General features: G+C 72.4%; 18 protein-coding genes. 3 read left to right on the top strand and 15 right to left on the bottom strand.

The annotated features are described in order from the left end of the window. Nucleotides 1-305: 305 nt before the first annotated feature. From KVT45_RS30325 to KVT45_RS30345, 5 genes are all read right to left on the bottom strand, one after another. On the bottom strand, nucleotides 306-1,181 hold the full coding sequence (locus tag KVT45_RS30325; protein WP_217552312.1) for an alpha/beta hydrolase: 876 nt from the start codon (nucleotides 1,179-1,181) through the stop codon (nucleotides 306-308). A gap of 173 nt (nucleotides 1,182-1,354) precedes the next feature. Beyond that, nucleotides 1,355-2,554, bottom strand: a complete 1,200-nt coding sequence (gene kynU / locus KVT45_RS30330) for a kynureninase (protein ID WP_217552313.1) — start codon at nucleotides 2,552-2,554, stop codon at nucleotides 1,355-1,357. Further along, the gene (locus tag KVT45_RS30335) at nucleotides 2,547-3,389 is read right to left on the bottom strand and encodes a tryptophan 2,3-dioxygenase family protein (RefSeq protein WP_217552314.1); all 843 of its coding nucleotides are present in this window, start codon (nucleotides 3,387-3,389) and stop codon (nucleotides 2,547-2,549) included. Before KVT45_RS30335 ends, kynU begins: the two co-directional genes overlap by 8 nt. Nucleotides 3,390-3,604: 215 nt before the next feature. Beyond that, a complete protein-coding gene (locus KVT45_RS30340; protein WP_217552315.1) occupies nucleotides 3,605-4,588 on the bottom strand; it encodes an aldo/keto reductase in 984 nt (327 codons plus the stop codon). Nucleotides 4,589-4,668: 80 nt separating this feature from the next. After that, nucleotides 4,669-5,865, bottom strand: coding sequence for a M23 family metallopeptidase (locus KVT45_RS30345; protein ID WP_308310908.1), 1,197 nt, complete (start codon nucleotides 5,863-5,865; stop codon nucleotides 4,669-4,671). Nucleotides 5,866-5,955: 90 nt separating this feature from the next. Here KVT45_RS30345 and KVT45_RS30350 point away from each other — a divergent pair, with 90 nt between their 5' ends. After that, nucleotides 5,956-6,375 carry a DUF3151 domain-containing protein gene (locus KVT45_RS30350; protein ID WP_217552316.1) on the top strand — a complete coding sequence of 140 codons (420 nt, stop codon included), beginning with the start codon at nucleotides 5,956-5,958 and terminating at the stop codon, nucleotides 6,373-6,375. A 140-nt stretch (nucleotides 6,376-6,515) separates the two neighbouring features. On the opposite strand, the gene KVT45_RS30355 is transcribed toward KVT45_RS30350, so the two are convergent. From KVT45_RS30355 to KVT45_RS30390, 8 genes are all read right to left on the bottom strand, one after another. Continuing rightward, nucleotides 6,516-7,979 carry an MFS transporter gene (locus tag KVT45_RS30355; RefSeq protein ID WP_217552317.1) on the bottom strand — a complete coding sequence of 488 codons (1,464 nt, stop codon included), beginning with the start codon at nucleotides 7,977-7,979 and terminating at the stop codon, nucleotides 6,516-6,518. A gap of 64 nt (nucleotides 7,980-8,043) precedes the next feature. After that, nucleotides 8,044-9,066, bottom strand: coding sequence for a class II fructose-bisphosphate aldolase (gene fbaA, locus KVT45_RS30360; protein ID WP_089100088.1), 1,023 nt, complete (start codon nucleotides 9,064-9,066; stop codon nucleotides 8,044-8,046). A gap of 173 nt (nucleotides 9,067-9,239) precedes the next feature. Further along, nucleotides 9,240-9,788: an orotate phosphoribosyltransferase gene (gene pyrE, locus KVT45_RS30365; RefSeq protein ID WP_217552318.1), complete on the bottom strand. Its 549-nt coding sequence runs from the start codon at nucleotides 9,786-9,788 to the stop codon at nucleotides 9,240-9,242. Between the two features lie 10 nt (nucleotides 9,789-9,798). Continuing rightward, nucleotides 9,799-10,587 carry an aldose 1-epimerase gene (locus tag KVT45_RS30370; RefSeq protein WP_217552319.1) on the bottom strand — a complete coding sequence of 263 codons (789 nt, stop codon included), beginning with the start codon at nucleotides 10,585-10,587 and terminating at the stop codon, nucleotides 9,799-9,801. A gap of 274 nt (nucleotides 10,588-10,861) precedes the next feature. Beyond that, nucleotides 10,862-11,626, bottom strand: a complete 765-nt coding sequence (locus tag KVT45_RS30375; protein WP_217552320.1) for an SRPBCC family protein — start codon at nucleotides 11,624-11,626, stop codon at nucleotides 10,862-10,864. An 85-nt stretch (nucleotides 11,627-11,711) separates the two neighbouring features. Then, a complete protein-coding gene (locus KVT45_RS30380) occupies nucleotides 11,712-13,343 on the bottom strand; it encodes a polyamine aminopropyltransferase (protein WP_217552321.1) in 1,632 nt (543 codons plus the stop codon). 85 nt (nucleotides 13,344-13,428) lie between these two features. Continuing rightward, complete coding sequence (locus KVT45_RS30385; RefSeq protein ID WP_217552322.1) at nucleotides 13,429-13,959, bottom strand: DUF2617 family protein; 531 nt, start codon at nucleotides 13,957-13,959, stop codon at nucleotides 13,429-13,431. A gap of 353 nt (nucleotides 13,960-14,312) precedes the next feature. Continuing rightward, a complete protein-coding gene (locus KVT45_RS30390; RefSeq protein ID WP_217552323.1) occupies nucleotides 14,313-14,633 on the bottom strand; it encodes a hypothetical protein in 321 nt (106 codons plus the stop codon). Nucleotides 14,634-14,773: 140 nt separating this feature from the next. Between KVT45_RS30390 and KVT45_RS30395 the strand changes: the two genes are divergently transcribed. Next, nucleotides 14,774-15,961 carry a pyridoxal phosphate-dependent aminotransferase gene (locus tag KVT45_RS30395; protein ID WP_217552324.1) on the top strand — a complete coding sequence of 396 codons (1,188 nt, stop codon included), beginning with the start codon at nucleotides 14,774-14,776 and terminating at the stop codon, nucleotides 15,959-15,961. On the opposite strand, the gene KVT45_RS30400 is transcribed toward KVT45_RS30395, so the two are convergent. Further along, nucleotides 15,924-16,355: a signal peptidase I gene (locus KVT45_RS30400; RefSeq protein ID WP_217552325.1), complete on the bottom strand. Its 432-nt coding sequence runs from the start codon at nucleotides 16,353-16,355 to the stop codon at nucleotides 15,924-15,926. The genes KVT45_RS30395 and KVT45_RS30400 overlap by 38 nt on opposite strands. A gap of 222 nt (nucleotides 16,356-16,577) precedes the next feature. Between KVT45_RS30400 and KVT45_RS30405 the strand changes: the two genes are divergently transcribed. Then, complete coding sequence (locus KVT45_RS30405; RefSeq protein ID WP_254647582.1) at nucleotides 16,578-17,636, top strand: hypothetical protein; 1,059 nt, start codon at nucleotides 16,578-16,580, stop codon at nucleotides 17,634-17,636. Nucleotides 17,637-17,668: 32 nt separating this feature from the next. Here KVT45_RS30405 and KVT45_RS30410 read toward each other — a convergent pair whose 3' ends face one another. Beyond that, nucleotides 17,669-18,196 carry a YbjN domain-containing protein gene (locus tag KVT45_RS30410; protein ID WP_217552327.1) on the bottom strand — a complete coding sequence of 176 codons (528 nt, stop codon included), beginning with the start codon at nucleotides 18,194-18,196 and terminating at the stop codon, nucleotides 17,669-17,671. Between the last annotated feature and the right edge of the window lie 48 nt (nucleotides 18,197-18,244).

An 18,244-nucleotide genomic window follows, 5' to 3' on the forward strand; every position in this document is an offset into this window, starting at 1 on the left:
CACCGACACCCGCCAGCCCGCAGCTGGGAAGTTCAGCGGCACCGACACCCGCCAGCCCGCAGCTGGGAACTTCGTCGGTTTCGTCGGTGCCGACACTCGCCTGCCCGTAGCCACGGTGTTTCCGCGCAGGCCTCTCCCGCTCCCCCGGCATGGTCGTCCCTCCCCGTTCAGTCGCCCGGCCATCGGGCTTGTCTGATCGGGAAGTTACGGAGTGGGCGGTGTCGTTCGCGTCCCGCCGGAGAACTCACCCTGGAGGTAGCTCTCAGGTACTACGGGTATGTGAGGGGAGGCTCAGGGGCGGGCTCTCACCAGGCCAGTTGGGCGATCTCCTCCGCCACCACCGCACAGGCGTCCGCCGCCGGGTCGATGAGGGGGAAGTGGCCGACGTCCTCCAGGAGCGTCAGGCCCACCACCTCGCCCGCCTTGGCCGCCGCCTCCGCGTAGGACTCGGCGACCGCCTGCGGGACGATCACGTCCGTGCGGCCCTGTACCAGGGTGGTCGCGATGCCGGTCGGGAGCAGGAGCGCCGGGTCGGCATAGCGCTGGCGGTCGCTGAACTTCTCCTCGCCGCCCAGAAGTTGCAGCGCCGCGTTGCCGCAGACGTCCAGCTTCTCGGCCATCGCGAAGTCCGCGATCGGGGCCAGGGCCACGACACCCCGCAGCGGTGCCGCGCCGGAGGTGCGCCACGCGGCGTCCGCCGGGAGGACGTGCCGTGCCGCCGCCCACAGCGCCAGGTGGCCGCCCGCCGAGTGACCGGTGAGGACCGTGCGCCGCAGGTCCGCGCGCGGGACCGCCTCGCGGACCAGGGCCGGCAGGGCGTCCAGTGCCGCCGCCACGTCGTCGAAGGTGTCCGGCCAGCGGCCCGCCACCGGGGCCGAACCGCCCTGCGCGGGGAGCGCGGCGCCGCGCCGGTACTCGACGTTGGCCACCGCGAAGCCGCGCCGGGCCAGGTAGTCGGCGAACGGGGTGATGTGGCCGCGGTCGTACGGTGCACGCCACGCGCCGCCGTGCAGGACCACGACGAGCGGGACCAGGGCCTCGTCTGTGCGCGGGGCGTAGAAGTCGATCACCTGGTCGGGGTGGTCGCCGTAGGCGGCCGTGACGTCGGGCGCGACGTGCGGGTGCGAGAAGGCCGACTCCTCCTCGGCGGCGTCCCGGGCTGCTGCGTCGTCGTCCGGCATGCTCCAACCTCTCAGCGACGTAATTGTGTTGGCGGACCAGGTGGGGATCTCGGCCGTTGGCCGGGACGGTATCAGGCCGGTGACGTGCGGGGACACGCGGATGTCACGCACGGTGAGGATTGCTCGGTTCTGTACCGTCCCGGCCGCTGCCCGGGGATCGCTATGTCGTCATGTCACCAGGCGAGGGCCCCTCCCGCCACCTCCCCCAGCACCCGCGCCGCCCGCTCCACGTCCGCGAAACCGACGTACAGCGGCGTGAAGCCGAAGCGGAGTACGTCCGGGTGCCGGAAGTCCCCGACCACCCCCCGCTCGATCAGCCGTTTCATCACGTCCCCGGCGTCGGAACAGCGCAGCGCGATCTGGCTGCCGCGCTCCTCGTGGGCCACCGGGGTCACGCACTCGACGCGGCCCTGCGGCAGGTACGCCTCGACGCACTCCAGGAAGAAGTCCGTCAGGGCGAGCGACTTGGCGCGTACGGCCGCCACCGGCACCCCGTCCCACACCTCCAGCGCCGCCTCCAGGGCCAGCATGGAGAGGATGTCCGGGGTACCGACGCGGCCGCGCACCGCACCCGCGGCCGGTTCGTACCCCGGTCGCATCCCGAAGGGCTCGACGTGCGAGTTCCAGCCGGGCAGCGGGGAGTCGAAGCGGTCCTGGAGGTCACGGCGGACGTACAGGTACGCCGGAGAGCCCGGGCCTCCGTTCAGGTACTTGTAGGTGCAGCCGACCGCCAGGTCGACCCCGTGCTCGTCGAGGCCCACCGGCAGCGCGCCCGCGCTGTGGCACAGGTCCCAGACGGACACGGCTCCGGCCGCGTGGACGGCGGCGGTGAGGGACGGCAGGTCGTGGAGGCGTCCGGTGCGGTAGTCGACGTGGTTGAGGAGTACGGCGGCGGTACGGTCGCCCAGCGCCGCCGGGACCTCGGCGGGGGTGAGCGGACGCAGCGTGCAGCCCGTCAGCCGGGCCGCCGACTCGGCGATGTAGCCGTCCGTGGGGAAGGTCGTCGCGTCGACGAGGATCTCGTCACGGCCCTCCCCCGCGAGCCGAACCGCACCCACAAGTGCCTTGAAAACGTTGACACTTGTCGAGTCGCCGACCACGATCTGCCCGGCCGCCGCGCCGACCAGCGGGGCGATCCGGTCGCCGATCCGCTCCGGCGCCGTCCACCAGCCGCTCTCGTCCCAGGACCGGATCCGCAGCTCGCCCCACTGCCGCCGGACGACGTCCTCGACACGGCCGGGGACGTGTGCGGGCAGGGCGCCCAGCGAATTGCCGTCGAGGTAGACGACCTCGTCGAGGACGAAGCGGGAGCGCACCGCGGCCAGCTCGTCCGCCGCGTCGGCCTTCTCCGCCTTCAGGGCCAGCTCAGACATGGGACCTCGCCGTCCACAGCTCCGGGAACACGTTCTTGCGGGCGCGCTTCTCCAGCCAGGCGACCCCGGCCGAGCCGCCGGTGCCGGGCTTGGCGCCCATGGCGCGGCGGGTGGCGACCAGGTGGTCGTTGCGCCAGCGCCAGACGAGCTCGGCGACGTCGGTCAGCGCCTCGCCGAGGCGGGCGAGGTCGGCGTCACCGTCGCCGCTGTAGACGGCGGTCCAGGCGGCCTCGACGGCTTCGGAAGGTGTATACGGCAGTGATATGTCACGTTCCACCATCAGCGCGTCCGGGATCGGATACCCCCGCCGCCCCAGCACCCGCACCACCTCGTCGTACAGACTCGGCTCGTGCAGCGCCTTCTCCAGTTCCGCGTGCACACGCGGCGCGGCGCGGTGCGGGACGAGCATGGACGCGGACTTCTCGCCGAGCAGGAACTCCATCCGCCGGTACATCGCCGACTGGAAGCCGGAGCCCTCGCCGAGGGCGGAGCGGTAGGAGTTGAACTGCGCGGGGGTGAGCTGGCCGAGCGGCTTCCAGGAGGCGTTCAGCGCCTCCAGCTCGCGGGTGGAACGCTTCAGCGCGGCGATCGCGGTGGGGATGTCGTCGCCGCGCAGCGCCGCCGCGGCCGTCTCCCACTCGTGGACGATGACGGTGAACCACAGCTCCATCACCTGGGTGGTGACCAGGAAGACCATCTCTCCGGGATCGTCGGAGAGGGTGTGCTGGAGATGGGTGAGCACGTCCGCCCTGACGTAGTCCTCGTAGGGGGTCGTGCCGGCGAAGTCGAGATGCGGGGTCTCGGGCTCGTTCGTTTCAAGAGCCTCTTGGGACATCGCTGTCTCCTGTTGTACTCCGGGTAGCGGTCCGCCCCTGCCGATGCCGACACGGGGGCCCCGGTCCCCACCGGCATCTTCCGCAACGTAACCCGGATACGGCAAGACCCGCCTGTCGGGAGCCCCCGTCCGGTGGTCCCGCCCAGGCGGTTGCCACAGGCCGCCCGTCTGCGCAAGGGACAAGCACTGGCCGCCCGATCATGATTCGGGGGACGTCAGGTGTGTACCGGTGCCCGCTCGTCCAGGAGACCTTCGCCTCGCAGATCGTCCCAGAGCGTTGCGGGGATCTCCGCGCCGAGGGCTGCGACGTTGCGCCGTACCTCGTCCGCGGTGCGCATGCCGACCACGATGCCCGACACCGCCGGGTGGCGGAGCGGAAAGGCCATCGCCACCGCCGGCAGCGTCACACCATGTGCCTCGCAGACATCAGCCATGCGATGCGCGCGCTCAAGAACGGACGGGGTGGCGGGCGCGTAGTCGAAGGTGGCGCTCTCGGCGGGGCGGGCCGTGGCGAGCAGGCCGGAGTTGAAGATCGAGGCCGCAAGCACCGAGACCCCCCGGTCCGTGCAGGCAGGCAGCAGTTCGTCGAGGGCGCTGTGGTCCAGCAGCGTGTAACGGCCGGAGAGCATCACCACATCGACGTCCGACTCCTTGACCAGCCGGGTCAGTTTGCCCGGGTGGTACATCCCCGCGCCGATCGCGCCCACCGTCCCCTGGGCGCGCAGTTCGGCGAGGGCCGGGTAGCCCTCGCGCAACGCGTCCTCGAAACGCTCCTCCGCATCGTGCAGGAACAACACGTCGATACGGTCGACGCCCATCCGCTCGAGCGAGTTCTCCACGCTGCGCAGAACACCGTCTCGTGTGAAGTCCCACACCCGACGGTGCGTCGCGGGCACCACGAAGGGCTCGTCCATCCGGCCCGCCGGGTCCTGCGGAACCAGCAGCCTGCCGACCTTTGTGGACAGCGTCCACTCCTCGCGTGGCTTGCCCCGCAGGAGGTCACCGATGCGGCGCTCGGAATGCCCGATGCCGTAGTGCGGAGAGGTGTCGAAGTAGCGGATCCCGCTGTCCCAGGCCGTCTCAAGAGCTTCCGCGGCGGTCTCGTCGTCCAGCGGCTCGAAGAGCCCGCCGAGCGGACCGCCCCCGAAGCCCAGCTCCGTGACCTGCACCTTGCTCTTCCCGAGCCGGTTCTGCCTCATCCACCGCTCCCCTCGCATGGCTGGTGACGCGGGATCATCCTCCCGTGGCCCGCACCACCTCTCCAAGGGGGTTTCGCGCGTCAGGATCGGCCGGACAGCACCTGGCCGCGGACCGTCCGCCCCCGGTACAGCCGCCCGGACACCCCCTCGAACTCCAGGTCGAGGCCGGCCCCGTCGCGTTCCGCGTGCAGGTGCAGATGGGGCTCGGTGCTGTTGCCGCTGTTGCCGACCTCGCCGAGGACCTGGCCCGCCCGGACCGTGTCCCCCTCGGCCACCGTCACCGAACCGGGGCGCAGATGGGCGAGCTTCACGATCTCCCGGCCGGTGTCGAGGAACACGTGGTTGCCGTACGGCGGCTGGTAGCGGATCTCCCCCGGCCGCTGGTCCGCCACGCCGTCGGCCGCGGAGACCACCCTGCCGTCGCAGGGGGAACGGACCGGGCGCCCGTAGGCGGCGTACGCGGTCAGCTCTCGGCCGGGCCGGGTACGGGTGCCGTACCGGCCGAGCACGACCAGGTCGAGGGCGGCGCGCTGCTCGGGCACCCGGGCGTGGTGGTTCACCGCCGGACCGCCGCCCTGTACGACGTACCAGGCGCCCTCCAGCGGGAACCGCAGCGGCCGGGACAGCCGGCCCCGCCGGCGGTGCAGCCGGGCGGCGGTGACCAGCCAGCCGGCCCCCGCGAGGAGGGCGAACCCGACGGCGAGACCGAACCGGCCGTCTCCGGCCGGCAGCCCCGGCAGCCGCCACGCCGAGGCGAGGGCGGCCACGGCGCCCGCCTCGACCGCGCGCCTGAGCGGACGGGGTTGCAGCGCCGGTGCGCCGCAGCCCTCGACGACCACGTAGAACGCGGCGAGGGTCGCGAGGTCTGCGGTCCAGGCGGTACGGTCGCCGGCCGTCCAGAGGATCAGGACGTTCCAGGCGGCGACCAGGACGAGGCAGACCGTCCAGGCAAGGTGTGCGGGCTGCCGGCGCCTGGGCGGTGTGTAGCGCACGCCCTCGATACGCAGTCCGGTGAGTTCGCCGTCGGGGGCCACCTGGGCCCAGGCCCGCACCCGGCCCGTGCTGCCGGACACGATCAGCCCGTCCGGACCGTCCGTCACGGCGCCGAACCCGCCGATCCGGGCGGCCGTGGCGTGCACGATCCGCTCCAGCGTCGCCATCCCGACCGCTTCCGTCACCCGCGGAGCGAGCCGCGGCCACTGCTCCGGGTCCGCGGTGAGGAACCGGGCCAGGACGTGGGCTTCCGGCGGCTGCCCGCCGGACATCGGATCACGCACGTGTGCTCCCCCCTGCCGTCACGTACGGGTCGGCGCTCTGGAAGACGGCGGAGCGCGGGATGAGGTTGCCGACGGTGGCAGACTGGCGCCATGACGACGCACAAGAACCTGTTCGGTGGTCCGGAGCCGACGTATCTGCCGGAGAACGAAGAGGCGTACCGCCTGCTGAGCGAGGAGTCGCTGCCGCCCGTCGAGGTCGCGGCGAAGTTCCCGACCTTCTCGCCGGCCTGGGCGCTGCTCGCCGACGAGGCGTTCGAGCGCGGCGCGGTCGTCGAGTCGTACGCGTACGCGCGCACCGGCTACCACCGTGGGCTGGACGCCCTGCGCCGCGCGGGGTGGAAGGGGCACGGGCCGGTGCCCTGGGAGCACCAGGCCAACCAGGGCTTCCTGCGCTGTCTCGCTGCGCTCGGCCGGGCCGCCGGGGAGATCGGTGAGAAGGACGAGTACGAGCGGTGCTGGCAGTTCCTGCGGGACAGCAGCGCGGAGGCTTACGAGGAGCTGAAGGGGTAGGGGGGTTTCACTTACCGGCGCTGGCAGGGTGCCGCTGCGCCCACCCGTGCCGCCCTGCGGCACGCCTGCCCGCAGCTACGACGTGCCCCGTAAGGGGCGCGGGGCTGTATTTGGTTTGCGGCTCCGCCGCGTGGGCGCGATCAGCCCCCGCCGGTCTGCAGCCCGGGGCGGCGCCCCGCCTCCAGCGGCGGAGCCGTGACGCAGCCGTGGGTGCGGCATTCCGGGTGGCGGCAGTCCGGGGCCGGGCGGCGTACCAGGGCGAAGGCCAGCGCCGCGCCGACCACCAGGACACCGGCGCAGATGGGCATGGCCCGGTCGAACGCCGCGTTGAAGGCGGTCGCCGACCGGTACGCCTCCGGGCCCATCCCCGCGAGCAGCGGCAGCGCCGCCACCGCGATCAGGCTGGCGGCGCGGGCCGCCGCGTTGTTGATGCCGCTGGCGATGCCCGCCCGGGTCGTGTCCACGGAGGCGAGGACGGACGCGGTGAGCGGGGCCACCAGGATGACCATGCCGACGCCCTGGACCAGGACCGCCGGGAGGACGTCGGTCAGGTAGTTCGCGTGTTCGCCGACGCGCAGCATCAGGAGCATCGCGGTGGCGCACAGCAGCGGGCCCACCGTGAGGGGGATGCGGGGGCCGATGCGGTCGGCCAGGGCGCCCGAGCGGGCGGAGAAGAACAGCATCAGGGCGGTGGTGGGGAGCAGGGCCGTGCCCGCGGCCAGCGCCGAGTAGCCCGCCACCACCTGGAGTTGGAGGGCGGTGAGGAAGAAGTAGCCGCCGAAGGCGCCGTACACGCACAGGGTGACGACGTTGAGTGCCGTGAACTGGCGGGACGCGAACATGTCCAGCGGGAGCATCGGGTCCTGGCGGCGCTTCTCGACGTACACGAAGGCCACGCCGGCCGCGACGCCCGCCACGGCGAGCAGGGACGCGGTCCCGGCCTCGATCAACGCGTAGGTGACCAGGCCTAGGGCCAGGGCGCCCAGAGCCGCGCCGAGGACGTCGAAGCGGCCGTGGGCGCGGCCGTCGGCGGACTCGGGGACGTGGCGCAGGGCGATGGGGACGCAGAGGAGAGCCAGCGGGACGTTGAGGAGGAAGACCCAGCGCCAGCCGGGGCCGTCCACCAGCCAGCCGCCGAGGAAGGGCCCCACCGCCGCGCCGATGCCGCCGAAGCCGGACCACAGGCCGACCGCGCGGGCCCGGTCGTCGGGGTGGAAGGAGGCCTGGATGAGGGCGAGGGAGCCGGGGGTGAGGAGGGCTCCGCCGATGCCCTGGAGGGCGCGGGCGGCGATCAGGATCGCGTCGTTCGGGGCGAGGCCGCACATCAGGGACGCGGCCGCGAACCAGACGACGCCCAGCACGAAGATCTTCCGGCGGCCGTAGTGGTCGCCCAGCGAGCCGCCGAGCAGGATCAGGCCGGCCAGCGTCAGCATGTACGCGTTGACCGTCCACTGCAGCGCGGACAGGCTGGCGTCCAGGTCACGGCCGATGCGCGGGAGGGCGACATTGACGACCGTCGAGTCCAGCATCGCCATGCTGGAGCCGAGGACGGTGGTGAGCAGGATCCACTTGCCCTGTGAGGAGGCGAGCCGGACGTCGGGCATGGTCCAGGTATACAGCGGACCCGGCGCTGTGGAACAGACGCCGGGTCCGACGGGGATCACCCGCTTACTTGATCTTGTTGCCCGCCGAGCGCAGGTTCTGCGTGGCCTCGACGACACGCGCGGCCATGCCGGCCTCGGCCAGCTTGCCCCAGGTGCGCGGGTCGTACGTCTTCTTGGAGCCGACCTCGCCGTCGACCTTCAGGACGCCGTCGTAGTTCCGGAACATGTGGTCGGCGACCGGACGGGTGAAGGCGTACTGGGTGTCCGTGTCGAGGTTCATCTTCACGACGCCGTTCTCCAGCGCGGTGCGGATCTCCTGCTCGGTGGAGCCGGAGCCGCCGTGGAAGACGAAGTCGAACGGCGACTGCTTGCCGAACTTGGCGGCCACGCCGTCGCTCAGCTCCTTCAGCAGGTCGGGGCGGAGCACGACGTTGCCCGGCTTGTACACGCCGTGCACGTTGCCGAAGGAGGCGGCGAGCAGGTAGCGGCCCTTCTCACCGAGGCCGAGCGCCTCGGCGGTGCGGATCGCGTCGTCGACCGTGGTGTAGAGCGAGTCGTTGATCTCGTGGGAGACGCCGTCCTCCTCGCCACCGGTCGGGGTGATCTCGACCTCGAGGATGATGTTGGCGCGGCGGGCCTGCTCCAGGAGCTCCTGCGCGATGGCCAGGTTGTCGGCGAGGGTCTCGGCGGAGCCGTCCCACATGTGCGACTGGAAGAGCGGGTTACGGCCGTTCTTCACGCGCTCCTCGGAGATCGCGAGCAGCGGACGCACGTACCCGTCGAGCTTGTCCTTCGGGCAGTGGTCGGTGTGCAGCGCGATGTTCACCGGGTACTTCTCGGCGACGATGTGCGCGAACTCGGCGAGCGCCACCGAACCGGTGACCATGTCCTTCTTGTACTGGCCGCCCAGGAACTCGGCACCACCCGTGGAGATCTGGACGATGCCGTCGCTCTCCGCCTCCGCGAAGCCGCGCAGCGCCGCGTGCAGGGTCTGGGTCGAGGTGACGTTGATGGCCGGGTAGGCGAACTTGCCTGCCTTCGCCCGGTCGAGCATCTCGTTATAGACCTCGGGGGTTGCGATGGGCATGTGTCCGCTCCTTGAGTGTGCGGGTCGGCGTACTGCTGTTTTCTTACGGCCCTGACCTAGACCTTGGGGGCGACGTCATCGTCGTCCACATCTTTCCAGACATGAACCGATGCTCCACGCGTCGGTCAAGTCCGGGTCAATCCCAGTCGTCAATCCCAGTCGTCAACCCCGGGTCAGTCCAGACCCAGTTCGTCCTTCGAGAAGGCGAACAGGTACGGCACCCCGGCGCCCTCCTGGATCTTCTCGGCGGCGCCGGTGGCCCGGTCCACGATGGTGGCCACGGCGACGACCTCGGCGCCGGCCTCGCGCACGGCCTCCACGGCGGTGAGCGGGGAGCCGCCGGTGGTGGAGGTGTCCTCGACGACCAGGACGCGGCGGCCCTTGATCTCCGGACCCTCCACCCGGCGCTGCATGCCGTGCGCCTTCGCCGCCTTGCGCACGACGAAGGCGTCGAGGTGCCGGCCGCGCGCGGCGGCCGCGTGCAGCATGGCGCCGGCGACCGGGTCGGCGCCCATCGTCAGCCCGCCGACGGCGTCGAACTCCAGCTCCTCCGTCAGGTCCAGCAGCACCTGCCCGACCAGCGGGGCGGCCGTGCCGTCGAGGGTGACGCGGCGGAGGTCGATGTAGTAGTCGGCCTCCAGCCCCGACGACAGGGTCACCCTGCCGTGCACCACGGCCTTGTCCTTGATCTGTTGCAGCAGCTCAGCGCGTACGTCCGTCATGCCGACCAGCTTAGAGGCGCGTCCAGGTCCAGGTGGTCGTGGCTTCCAGCGGCTCAAGCGGGGTGACGAGCCTCGGGAGGGTGTTCAGCCCGTTCGGCGGGCCGGTCTGCGGCTCCACGCACACCGCCGCCTCCTGCTCGTCGTAGACCACGACCCACTGCTCGCGGCTGGCGACCTTCAGCTCCAGCTGCCCGGGCCAGGTGAGGGTGACGTCGACTCCGTCGGGCATGCCGAAACAGTCGTCCCAGGGGCCGGGCCTGGGGTCGATGCGGTTGCCGGTGGGCAGGTGGTCCTCACCGCGCTCCGCCTGCCAGGCGGGGGTGAAGCCGACCTGAGCGTCCTGGCCGCCGAGGTTCCGGTTGAACCAGGGGTGCCAGCCGATCTGCGCCGGGAAGGAGTCGTCGTACGTCTCCACGGACATCGTCAGCGTCAGCGAGTCCTCGGCGAGCTGCACGACGTGGGTGACGCGGGCGGGGTGCGGCCAGGGGGCGCCGAGGTCGCAGGTGATCACGGCCTCGTCCGCCGAGACCCGTGCGGTGCGCCAGGCGCCGTCGCGGGCGGTGCCGTGGATGGCGTGCGGCGGGGAGTTGAGGGGCATCTGGACGGTGGTGGCGCCGTCGCGGAAACGGCCGTCCCGGATCCGGCCGCACCACGGCACCATCGGGAAGCAGCCGAAGCGGTCGCCCTGGCGGAGGAGTTCGAGGGAGCCGACTTCGAGGCCGGCGATCCGGCCGCCGTTGCCGGGGTGCAGGTGGAGGGTGGCGTCGCCTGCGGTCAGCGTGATGTCTTCGTTACTCACGGGATGACAGTACTGGGGGGAGGGGAGGGCGTCGGGTTTCGGGTGCGGGTGGGTGGGGGCCGGGTTTCGGGTGCGGGTGGGTGGGGGTTGCTCGCGCAGTTCCCCGCGCCCCTTACGGGGCGCTCCCCAGCCGCGTCCTACATAGCCGCGGGCGCTCGTGTCAGTTCATCCAGCCGCGGGCAGTCGTGCCGCCTGGCGGCACGGGTGGGCGCGGGCGGCACCCTGCACGCGCCGGTAAGCGTCCCCACCCCCGGCCCTCATGCCCTCGCACAGCTCAACGCCGGCGCCGCAGCGCCCTCGTCACCACGATTGCCGATGCCAGTGCCAGTGCCGCCGCCGGTGCGGCCCAGCGCAGGGCCGAACTGCCCGCCACCGTCTGCGGCGCAGGGACCGGTGCGTACCGCCCTCTCGGCGGCGCGTGGTCCACCTCCTCCGCACTGCGGCCGATCATCGTCCGGCGCGCGTGCGCCGCCTCGGCGAAGATCTCGGGAAGCGGCTCCACCACCGGCTCCTCCACGGGTTCCTCCACGGGCTCCGTCACCCGCTCGGGCGACGGCGACGACAGCGGCGGGACCTCCGTCTCGTAGATCGAGGCCGGTGCGTCGGGAGCCGTCGGCTCCGCCGCCTCGCCCAGTCCCTCCGCGAAACGGCTCAGCAGCCTCTTCGCCGCCGACTCCACCGCCTCCGCCGGCAGCTCCGCGACCCGCCCGTCGGCGGAGGCCGTGCCGGTCACCGTGACCGTGCAGTCCCCGTCCTTGTCCGCGAGGCGGAACGTGAGCGCCAGCTTCACCGTGCCGGTGCCGCGGGCCTCGGTGGCGTCCCCGTCGAGCGCGTACGAACCGTCGTCGTGGGCGCTGACGCGCAGGGAGCCCCGGTAGGTGATCGAGTGGCTGCCGATCCGGACCTTGAGGCGGCCGGTGCCGGGCGCGGCGCCCGCGTCCTGCTGGAGGCCGGGGACGGCCCGGGCGACCCGCGCGGGGTCGGCCAGCGCCGCCCTGAGCCGCGAGGCCGGGGCCGGGACGTACACCTGGTGCTCCATGGCGAATGAGCCTACCCACGAGTCGGTCCGGCACACCCTCCCCGACGCACGGCACGCTGCGCGCCTCCTTGACGGCCATGTCCGCTCAGTACCGGGGATGCACCAGCGTCGACGGCGGCGGCCCGGCCGCCGGTGTATTCAGCGCGTCCCGCTCCAGTGCCCCTTCCGTGAGCGTCCGCAGCCGTGGGCCGTCGGCCGGAAGGTGCAGCGGCGGCCCGCGGGAACCGGCCGCCGCCAGGACGAAGCCCCAGTCGTGCGGGGTCCTGGACTCGCCCGCCGAGCGGTCGGGGCCCGGGGTGAAGCCGGCGTCGTGGCCGAGGACCCGGTAGGGGGTGGTGGCCAGGCCGGCGGCCCGTATGGTCGCGGCGACCGTCCAGAAGGCGCGGGGGCGGGCCTGGACCGGGCCCGCGTGGACGACCAGGCGCCCGCCGGGGGCGAGGGCGCGGCGGGCGAGGCCGTAGAACTCCTGGGAGTACAGCTTGGTGCTGGCGGTGATGCCGGGGTCGGGCAGGTCGGCGATGACGACGTCGTAGCCGGAGCGGGGTGCCTCGCGCAGCCAGTGGAAGGCGTCGGCGGTGAAGACGCGGACGTGCGGGTCGTCGTAGGCGTGGCCGTTGAGCGCGGCGAGGGCCGGGTCGCGGCGGGCGAGGCGGACCAGGCCCGCGTCGAGTTCGACGATGTCGACGCGGTCGACGCCGGTGTGGCGCAGCACCTCACGGGCGGCCATGCCGTCGCCGCCGCCGAGGATCAGCACGCGCGCGTGCGGGCCGTTCATCGCGGGGTGGACGAGGGCTTCGTGGTAGCGGCGTTCGTCGCGGCCGCCGACCCGCAGCCGGCCGTCCAGGAAGAGGTCGAGGGGGCGGCCGTGGGTGCCGCCGGTGAGGACGATCTCCTGGACGTCGGTCTGGAGGGCGACCCGGACGTCGGCGCCGTAGACGGCGTGCCGTGCGGCCCGTTCGAAGTCGCCGACGAGGACGGCGGCGGAGGCGAGGACGCCGAGGACGGTGACGTTGGCGACGAGGAGGGTCCAGCGGGCACGGCGGGACAGGTCGCGGCGGAACAGGCCGAGGACCAGGGCGCCCCCGGCGACGACGTTGACCGTGCCGGTGAGCAGGGTCCCCGTCAGCTGGCCGAGGAAGGGCAGCAGCAGGAACGGGAAGGCGAGGCCGCCGACCAGGGCGCCGACGTAGTCCGCCGCGAACAGGTCGGCCACGGCGCCGCCCGCGTCCTGGCGGCGGATGCGCTGGATGAGCTCCATCAGGAGCGGCACCTCGGCGCCGATGAGCAGGCCGATGGCGAGGGAGAAGGCGACCAGGAGGCAGCGCGGGCCGGTGGCCCACAGGCCGCCCCAGCCGCCGGTCCAGGCGAAAACGGCGTACAACGCCATCGCGCTGCAGCCGCCGATCAGCGCCAGCGCGGCCTCGACGGCGGCGAATCCGGCCGCCGCGTGCCAGCGCAGCCGTTTCGCGGCCAGTGAGCCGACGCCCATCGCGAAGACCATCACGGACAGCACGACGGAGGCCTGGGTGACCGAGTCACCGATCAGGTACGAGGCGATGGCGACCAGTTCGAGTTCGTACACCAATCCGCAGGCCGCGCAGACGAACACGCACGCCAGGACCAGGAAGCGGCCCGTCCCCGGCCGCACGGGCAGCGGCGCGGGGGCGCCCCAGGGCGGCGGTGTGCCGGGCGGGGCGGGTGCGTGCGGATCGATCACTCTGCGACGTTACGTCACTCGCTCGGTACGCTTCGTCACCCACACGTGTGGAACTCCGGGCCCTTTGACGCCTCGTTGGTTTATGTCATCCGGCCACGGCGTGGGGCGCCGGAACCCGTACGCCGACCCGTGTCCGGGTCGCCACCAGCTGGCCGTCCTGCGGGTACGCGTGCCAGGTGCGCCAGTGCACCTGCCCCTCGTGCCGCTGGGCGAGCATCGCCGTGAAGGCGTGCGGGCTGCCCGGGAAGACCCCGGCGAGGCCGTGCGGATGCTCGGAGACGAGGGCCAGCAGTTCCTGGGCGCGGCCCGCGAAGGAGCCCGGTGACAGCACCTCGACGCGGGCCGCGAACTCGTACTCCCAGTCGCCGATGCGCTTGGCGACCCCGAGCGGCAGGGGGGTGCTGGACCCCGCGATGCACGCCACCGTCTCCGAACAGCCGCCGCACTCCTCCTCCAGGAGCACCTGGTGGGACGCGCCGAGCAGTCTCAACTGCAGCTTCGCCCCCGTCAGCTCCAGGTCGAGGGTGGCCAGGGCGGGGAGCGGCTCGCGTCCCAGGGCCCAGGCGAGGTCGGCCGCGCGCGTATCGGTGTAGGAGGTGTTCAGGGTCGTGAGCATGGATCGGCTCCGCTAACACGCAAAGGGGAGAAGTGTGGTCCGGCGCACCTCGGTCGACACCGGGAGATCGGCCCGGCCGGCCCAGCCGGGGGAGGGTGTCGTCAGGACGTCCGAGGCGCTGCTTTGGTGATTTAGAGGGAATCATGAACTGTGGCGCCGCCACAGCGTTTTTACCCAACTTCGTGGGGTTTCCATCCCTCAGAGGGCTCCACAGCTCAACTGTTCAACCTTGTCGTGCGCCCCACTGCTTCCGGCGTACGCCGAGGCGCCCGGTGAGAGCTCCCCCGCTCTCCGTCCGGACGCCCCGGTCTTTCGCCGCCTGCGCGGCGGCTCCCCGCCCCCTGCGGGGCGGCTCAGCTGCCCCCGCCGCAGCCGCCCCCGCCGCCGCAGGACGACCCACCACCGCAGGACGATCCGCCGCCGCACGAGGAGTGCCCGCCGCCGCAGGAGTGACCGCCGCCGTGATGGCCGCCGCCGTGATGACCGCCGTGCGAGGACGACGACCCCGAGTCCCCGGCCCACCAGCTGCCGGAGCTGTCGTAGGACGAGGAGGACGACGAGGAGGACCCTCCCCTGCGGTACGCCCCCTTGCCCCGTCCGCCCCTGCGGACCGCCGACGCGACGATCCCGAAGCAGATGACCGCGGCCACCACCACGATGAAGACGGTGCCCATGGCGTCACCTTCTTTCCGTTCCCCCGAGGGCGACCCCCCGTGGGCGCCCCGGCCGCCGCGCGAGCGCGGCGTGGACTGGGGATGCCCGCCCGTCTCACGGGCCAAAGCGAAGTTGAGGAACTCCAGAGCTTGGGCGCAGGATGACCGGCATGACCTCCAACGAGCGCCCCCTCCTCAACCGCCGGCTCGCCGAGTTCGGGACCACGATCTTCGCCGAGATGTCCGCCCTCGCCCTCAGCACGGGCTCCATCAACCTGGGGCAGGGCTTCCCGGACACCGACGGTCCCGAAGAGGTCAGGGAGGCCGCCGTACGGGCGCTGCGCGAGGGGCGCGGCAACCAGTACCCGCCGGGTCCGGGCGTCCCCGAGCTGCGCACCGCGATCGCCGCGCACCAGCAGCGCCGGTACGGGCTGTCGTACGACCCTGACGCCGAGGTCCTGGTCACGGCGGGGGCCACGGAGGCCATCGCGGCCGCCCTGCTCGCCCTCCTCGAACCCGGTGACGAGGTCGTCGCCCTGGAGCCGTACTACGACTCCTACGCGGCCAGCATCGCGATGGCCGGCGGCACCCGGGTCCCGGTCACCCTCCGCCCCGACGCCGGCGCCTTCCGCCTCGACCTCGACGAGCTGCGCGCGGCGGTCACCCCGCGCACCCGGCTGCTCCTGATCAACACCCCGCACAACCCGACCGGCACGGTCCTCACCCGCGCCGAGCTGACCGCGGTCGCCGAACTGGCGGTGGAACGGGACCTGCTGGTCGTGACCGACGAGGTGTACGAGCACCTGGTGTACGACGAGGCCGAACACGTGCCCCTGGCGACCCTCCCCGGCATGCGCGAGCGCACGGTCACCATCGGCTCGGCCGGCAAGACCTTCTCCTTCACCGGCTGGAAGGTCGGCTGGGTGACGTCGACACCGGAGCTGGTCACGGCGGTGCGCTCGGCGAAGCAGTTCCTGACGTACGTCGCCTCGGGCCCCTTCCAGTACGCGGTCGCGGAGGCCCTGGCCCTCCCCGACGCCTACTTCGAGACCTTCCGCCAGGACATGCAGACCAAGCGGGACATCCTCGCGGCGGGCCTGACGGAGGCGGGTTTCGAGGTCTACGACACCGCCGGCACGTACTTCATCACCACCGACATCCGCCCCCTCGGCGAGACCGACGGCTTCGCCTTCTGCCGTGCGCTGCCGGAGCGCGCGGGGGTCGTCGCCATCCCGAACGCGGTCTTCTACGACCACCGGGAAGCGGGGGCCCCGTTCGTGCGGTTCGCGTTCTGCAAGCGCGCGGAGGTGCTCAAGGAGGCGGCGGAGCGGCTGCGGAAGCTGTCGTAGGCGCTCGGCTCCGCGCTGCCGCCTGCCCCTCGTCGGCCACCGCGTAGCCGGGCACGGACGGCCACCGGACGGTCAGGACCACGGACTCCTCCTCCGCGAACCACGAGTGGTCGACTCCGCGTCCCCACACGACGTAGTCACCCTGCTCCTCCAGCACCACACTGCGGCCGGGCAGTTCGACGCGGAAGCGGCCGCTGACGAGAACCAGGAGAGCCGTGCGCTCCTCGCCCTGCACCCACTGCGAGCGCTCGTCGCCACGGGGGTGGACACCCCACTTGATCTCCACGGCCTCGCTGTGGCGCGGATCGCCGGCGTCCTTGAAGTGCCCGAGAAGCCATCCCCGGTCCAGTGCCGCATCCCTGCCCGCGTTGCCCACGTACACGCCGTCGCTCACGGGGCTGGACGCTAGCAGCACCCGGTTACCCCATCGGGCGTACATCTCTCGCACATCACCTCGTTTCCCCTGCACTGTGCGAATGTGAGCCACGCCAGCACCACCGCCCTCGCCCCGCCCGTCGCACAGCAGCCCGTCGCGCGGCAGCCCGGTACCCGGCTGTCCCTCGTGACCGCGGGCGGGGTCGCCGTGGGGCTGTTCGCGGCGGCCCGGCTCACCGGCATGGCCGTGATAGCGCTGGCCGCCTGGTCGGGCGGCCGGCATCCGCTGACCCTGCTCGGCCGTTCCTGGGACTCGGCCTGGTACCTCGGCATCGCCGCGCACGGCTACGGCCGCACCCTGTACTTCGGCCCCGGTGTCATCCACAGCGACCTGGCGTTCTTTCCCCTCTACCCGGCCCTGGTCCGGACCCTGACGGCCGTCACCCCGCTCAGCGGGGCCGGTGCGGGTCTGCTGGTGTCCTGGGCGGCCGCCGCCGTCGCCGCGGCCGGCGTCTACGCGGTGGGCGCCCGCCTGCACGGCCGTGCGGTGGCCACCGCGCTGGTGCTGCTCTGGGGCCTGCTCCCGCACTCCGTGGTCCTGTCCATGGCGTACACGGAACCCGTCCTGACCGCCTTCGCCGCCTGGTCGCTGTACGCGGTCCTGGCCGGGAACTGGCTGTGGGCGGGCAGCCTGGCCGCCCTGGCAGGCCTGTCCCGGCCCAACGGCTTCGCGGTGGCGGCGGCCGTCCTGCTCGCCGCCGCCGGCGAGCTGCGCCGCACCCGCGGTCGGGTTACCCACAGGCTGTGGACGGGCGCGGCGCTCGCCCCGCTCGGCTGGACGGCGTACGTCCTGTGGGTGGGGCGCCGCAGCGGGAACCGGCTGGGCGGCTACTTCGACGTACAACGGCTGTGGGGCTCGCGCTTCGACTTCGGCCGGGGCTCGCTGGCCTTCGTCCATACGCTGCTGCTGCGCGGCGACCGCTTCGTCTTCCCGATGTCCCTGGTGATCGTGGCCGCGGCGGTGGTCCTGTTCGCCCTCCTGGCCCTCGACCGCACCCCGCTGCCGCTCCTCGCCTACACCGCCGTGCTGCTGCTGATCGCGCTGGGCGGCTCGGGCTTCTTCGAGTCGAAGCCGCGCTTCCTGCTCCCGGCCTTCCCGCTGCTGCTCCCGCTGGCCCGGGCACTGGTCCGCACGGCGAGAGCCCGGCCCTGGCACGCGACGGTGGTGGTCACGGCCCTGGCCGGGCTCTCGTTCGGCTACGGCACGTACCTCGTCGTGTACGCGCACACACCGCTGTAGGAAAACTGCGGGAGGAACTGTGGGACGACGGACTACTCGTCGTCCTCGGGCTTGTCGGCCTCGTTGACGGCCTCCTCCAGGCCGAGCTGCTCGACCAGCCACTTGTCGAACTCGATCGCGGCCCGCACCCAGCTGACCGTGGACGAGACGAAGTGGTTGATGTCGACGCCCGTGCCGATCAGCATCTGGGCCTCACCGATGAGACGGACGGTGCCGTCGTCGTGGGTGTGGGTGTAGACCTTGGGCCACAGGGTCCGCCGGTTCCAGTCGTCGATCGACTCGAGCAGCTGCGGCTTCTCGTCGATCTTGTGGGGACGGTCGTAGAACGTCCGCACCGAGAAGACCGCCTGCTCGTCCTCACCGCGGAACATGAAGTAGGTACGGAACTGCTCCCACGGCGCCGCGAGGTCACCCTCGTCGTCGACGACATACTTGAGCTCCATCTGGTCGAGGAGCTGCTTCACAAGATCCTGATCCGGGACGACGGGGCCCGCCGGTCCTTGGGGCTGCGGCTCGGGCTGGCCCCCGAAGTTCGGAATCGAGGACGGGTCGATGGTCACCGTGATTTTCCCTTCGTCTGGACCCCGCCATCCTCCCTCATGCGGGGA

This window comes from Streptomyces sp. GbtcB6, assembly GCF_019091475.1.
Taxonomy (GTDB): Bacteria; Actinomycetota; Actinomycetes; order Streptomycetales; family Streptomycetaceae; genus Streptomyces; species Streptomyces hyaluromycini.

Excerpts from the sequence above, each read along its gene's own strand:
- KVT45_RS30325 (WP_217552312.1), bottom strand. The coding sequence starts at position 1,181 with ATGCCGGACGACGACGCAGCAGCCCGGGACGCCGCCGAGGAGGAGTCG.
- kynU (WP_217552313.1), bottom strand. The coding sequence starts at position 2,554 with ATGTCTGAGCTGGCCCTGAAGGCGGAGAAGGCCGACGCGGCGGACGAG.
- KVT45_RS30335 (WP_217552314.1), bottom strand. The coding sequence starts at position 3,389 with ATGTCCCAAGAGGCTCTTGAAACGAACGAGCCCGAGACCCCGCATCTC.
- KVT45_RS30340 (WP_217552315.1), bottom strand. The coding sequence starts at position 4,588 with ATGAGGCAGAACCGGCTCGGGAAGAGCAAGGTGCAGGTCACGGAGCTG.
- KVT45_RS30350 (WP_217552316.1), top strand. The coding sequence starts at position 5,956 with ATGACGACGCACAAGAACCTGTTCGGTGGTCCGGAGCCGACGTATCTG.
- KVT45_RS30355 (WP_217552317.1), bottom strand. The coding sequence starts at position 7,979 with ATGCCCGACGTCCGGCTCGCCTCCTCACAGGGCAAGTGGATCCTGCTC.
- fbaA (WP_089100088.1), bottom strand. The coding sequence starts at position 9,066 with ATGCCCATCGCAACCCCCGAGGTCTATAACGAGATGCTCGACCGGGCG.
- pyrE (WP_217552318.1), bottom strand. The coding sequence starts at position 9,788 with ATGACGGACGTACGCGCTGAGCTGCTGCAACAGATCAAGGACAAGGCC.
- KVT45_RS30375 (WP_217552320.1), bottom strand. The coding sequence starts at position 11,626 with ATGGAGCACCAGGTGTACGTCCCGGCCCCGGCCTCGCGGCTCAGGGCG.
- KVT45_RS30385 (WP_217552322.1), bottom strand. The coding sequence starts at position 13,959 with ATGCTCACGACCCTGAACACCTCCTACACCGATACGCGCGCGGCCGAC.
- KVT45_RS30390 (WP_217552323.1), bottom strand. The coding sequence starts at position 14,633 with ATGGGCACCGTCTTCATCGTGGTGGTGGCCGCGGTCATCTGCTTCGGG.
- KVT45_RS30395 (WP_217552324.1), top strand. The coding sequence starts at position 14,774 with ATGACCGGCATGACCTCCAACGAGCGCCCCCTCCTCAACCGCCGGCTC.
- KVT45_RS30405 (WP_254647582.1), top strand. The coding sequence starts at position 16,578 with ATGGCCGTGATAGCGCTGGCCGCCTGGTCGGGCGGCCGGCATCCGCTG.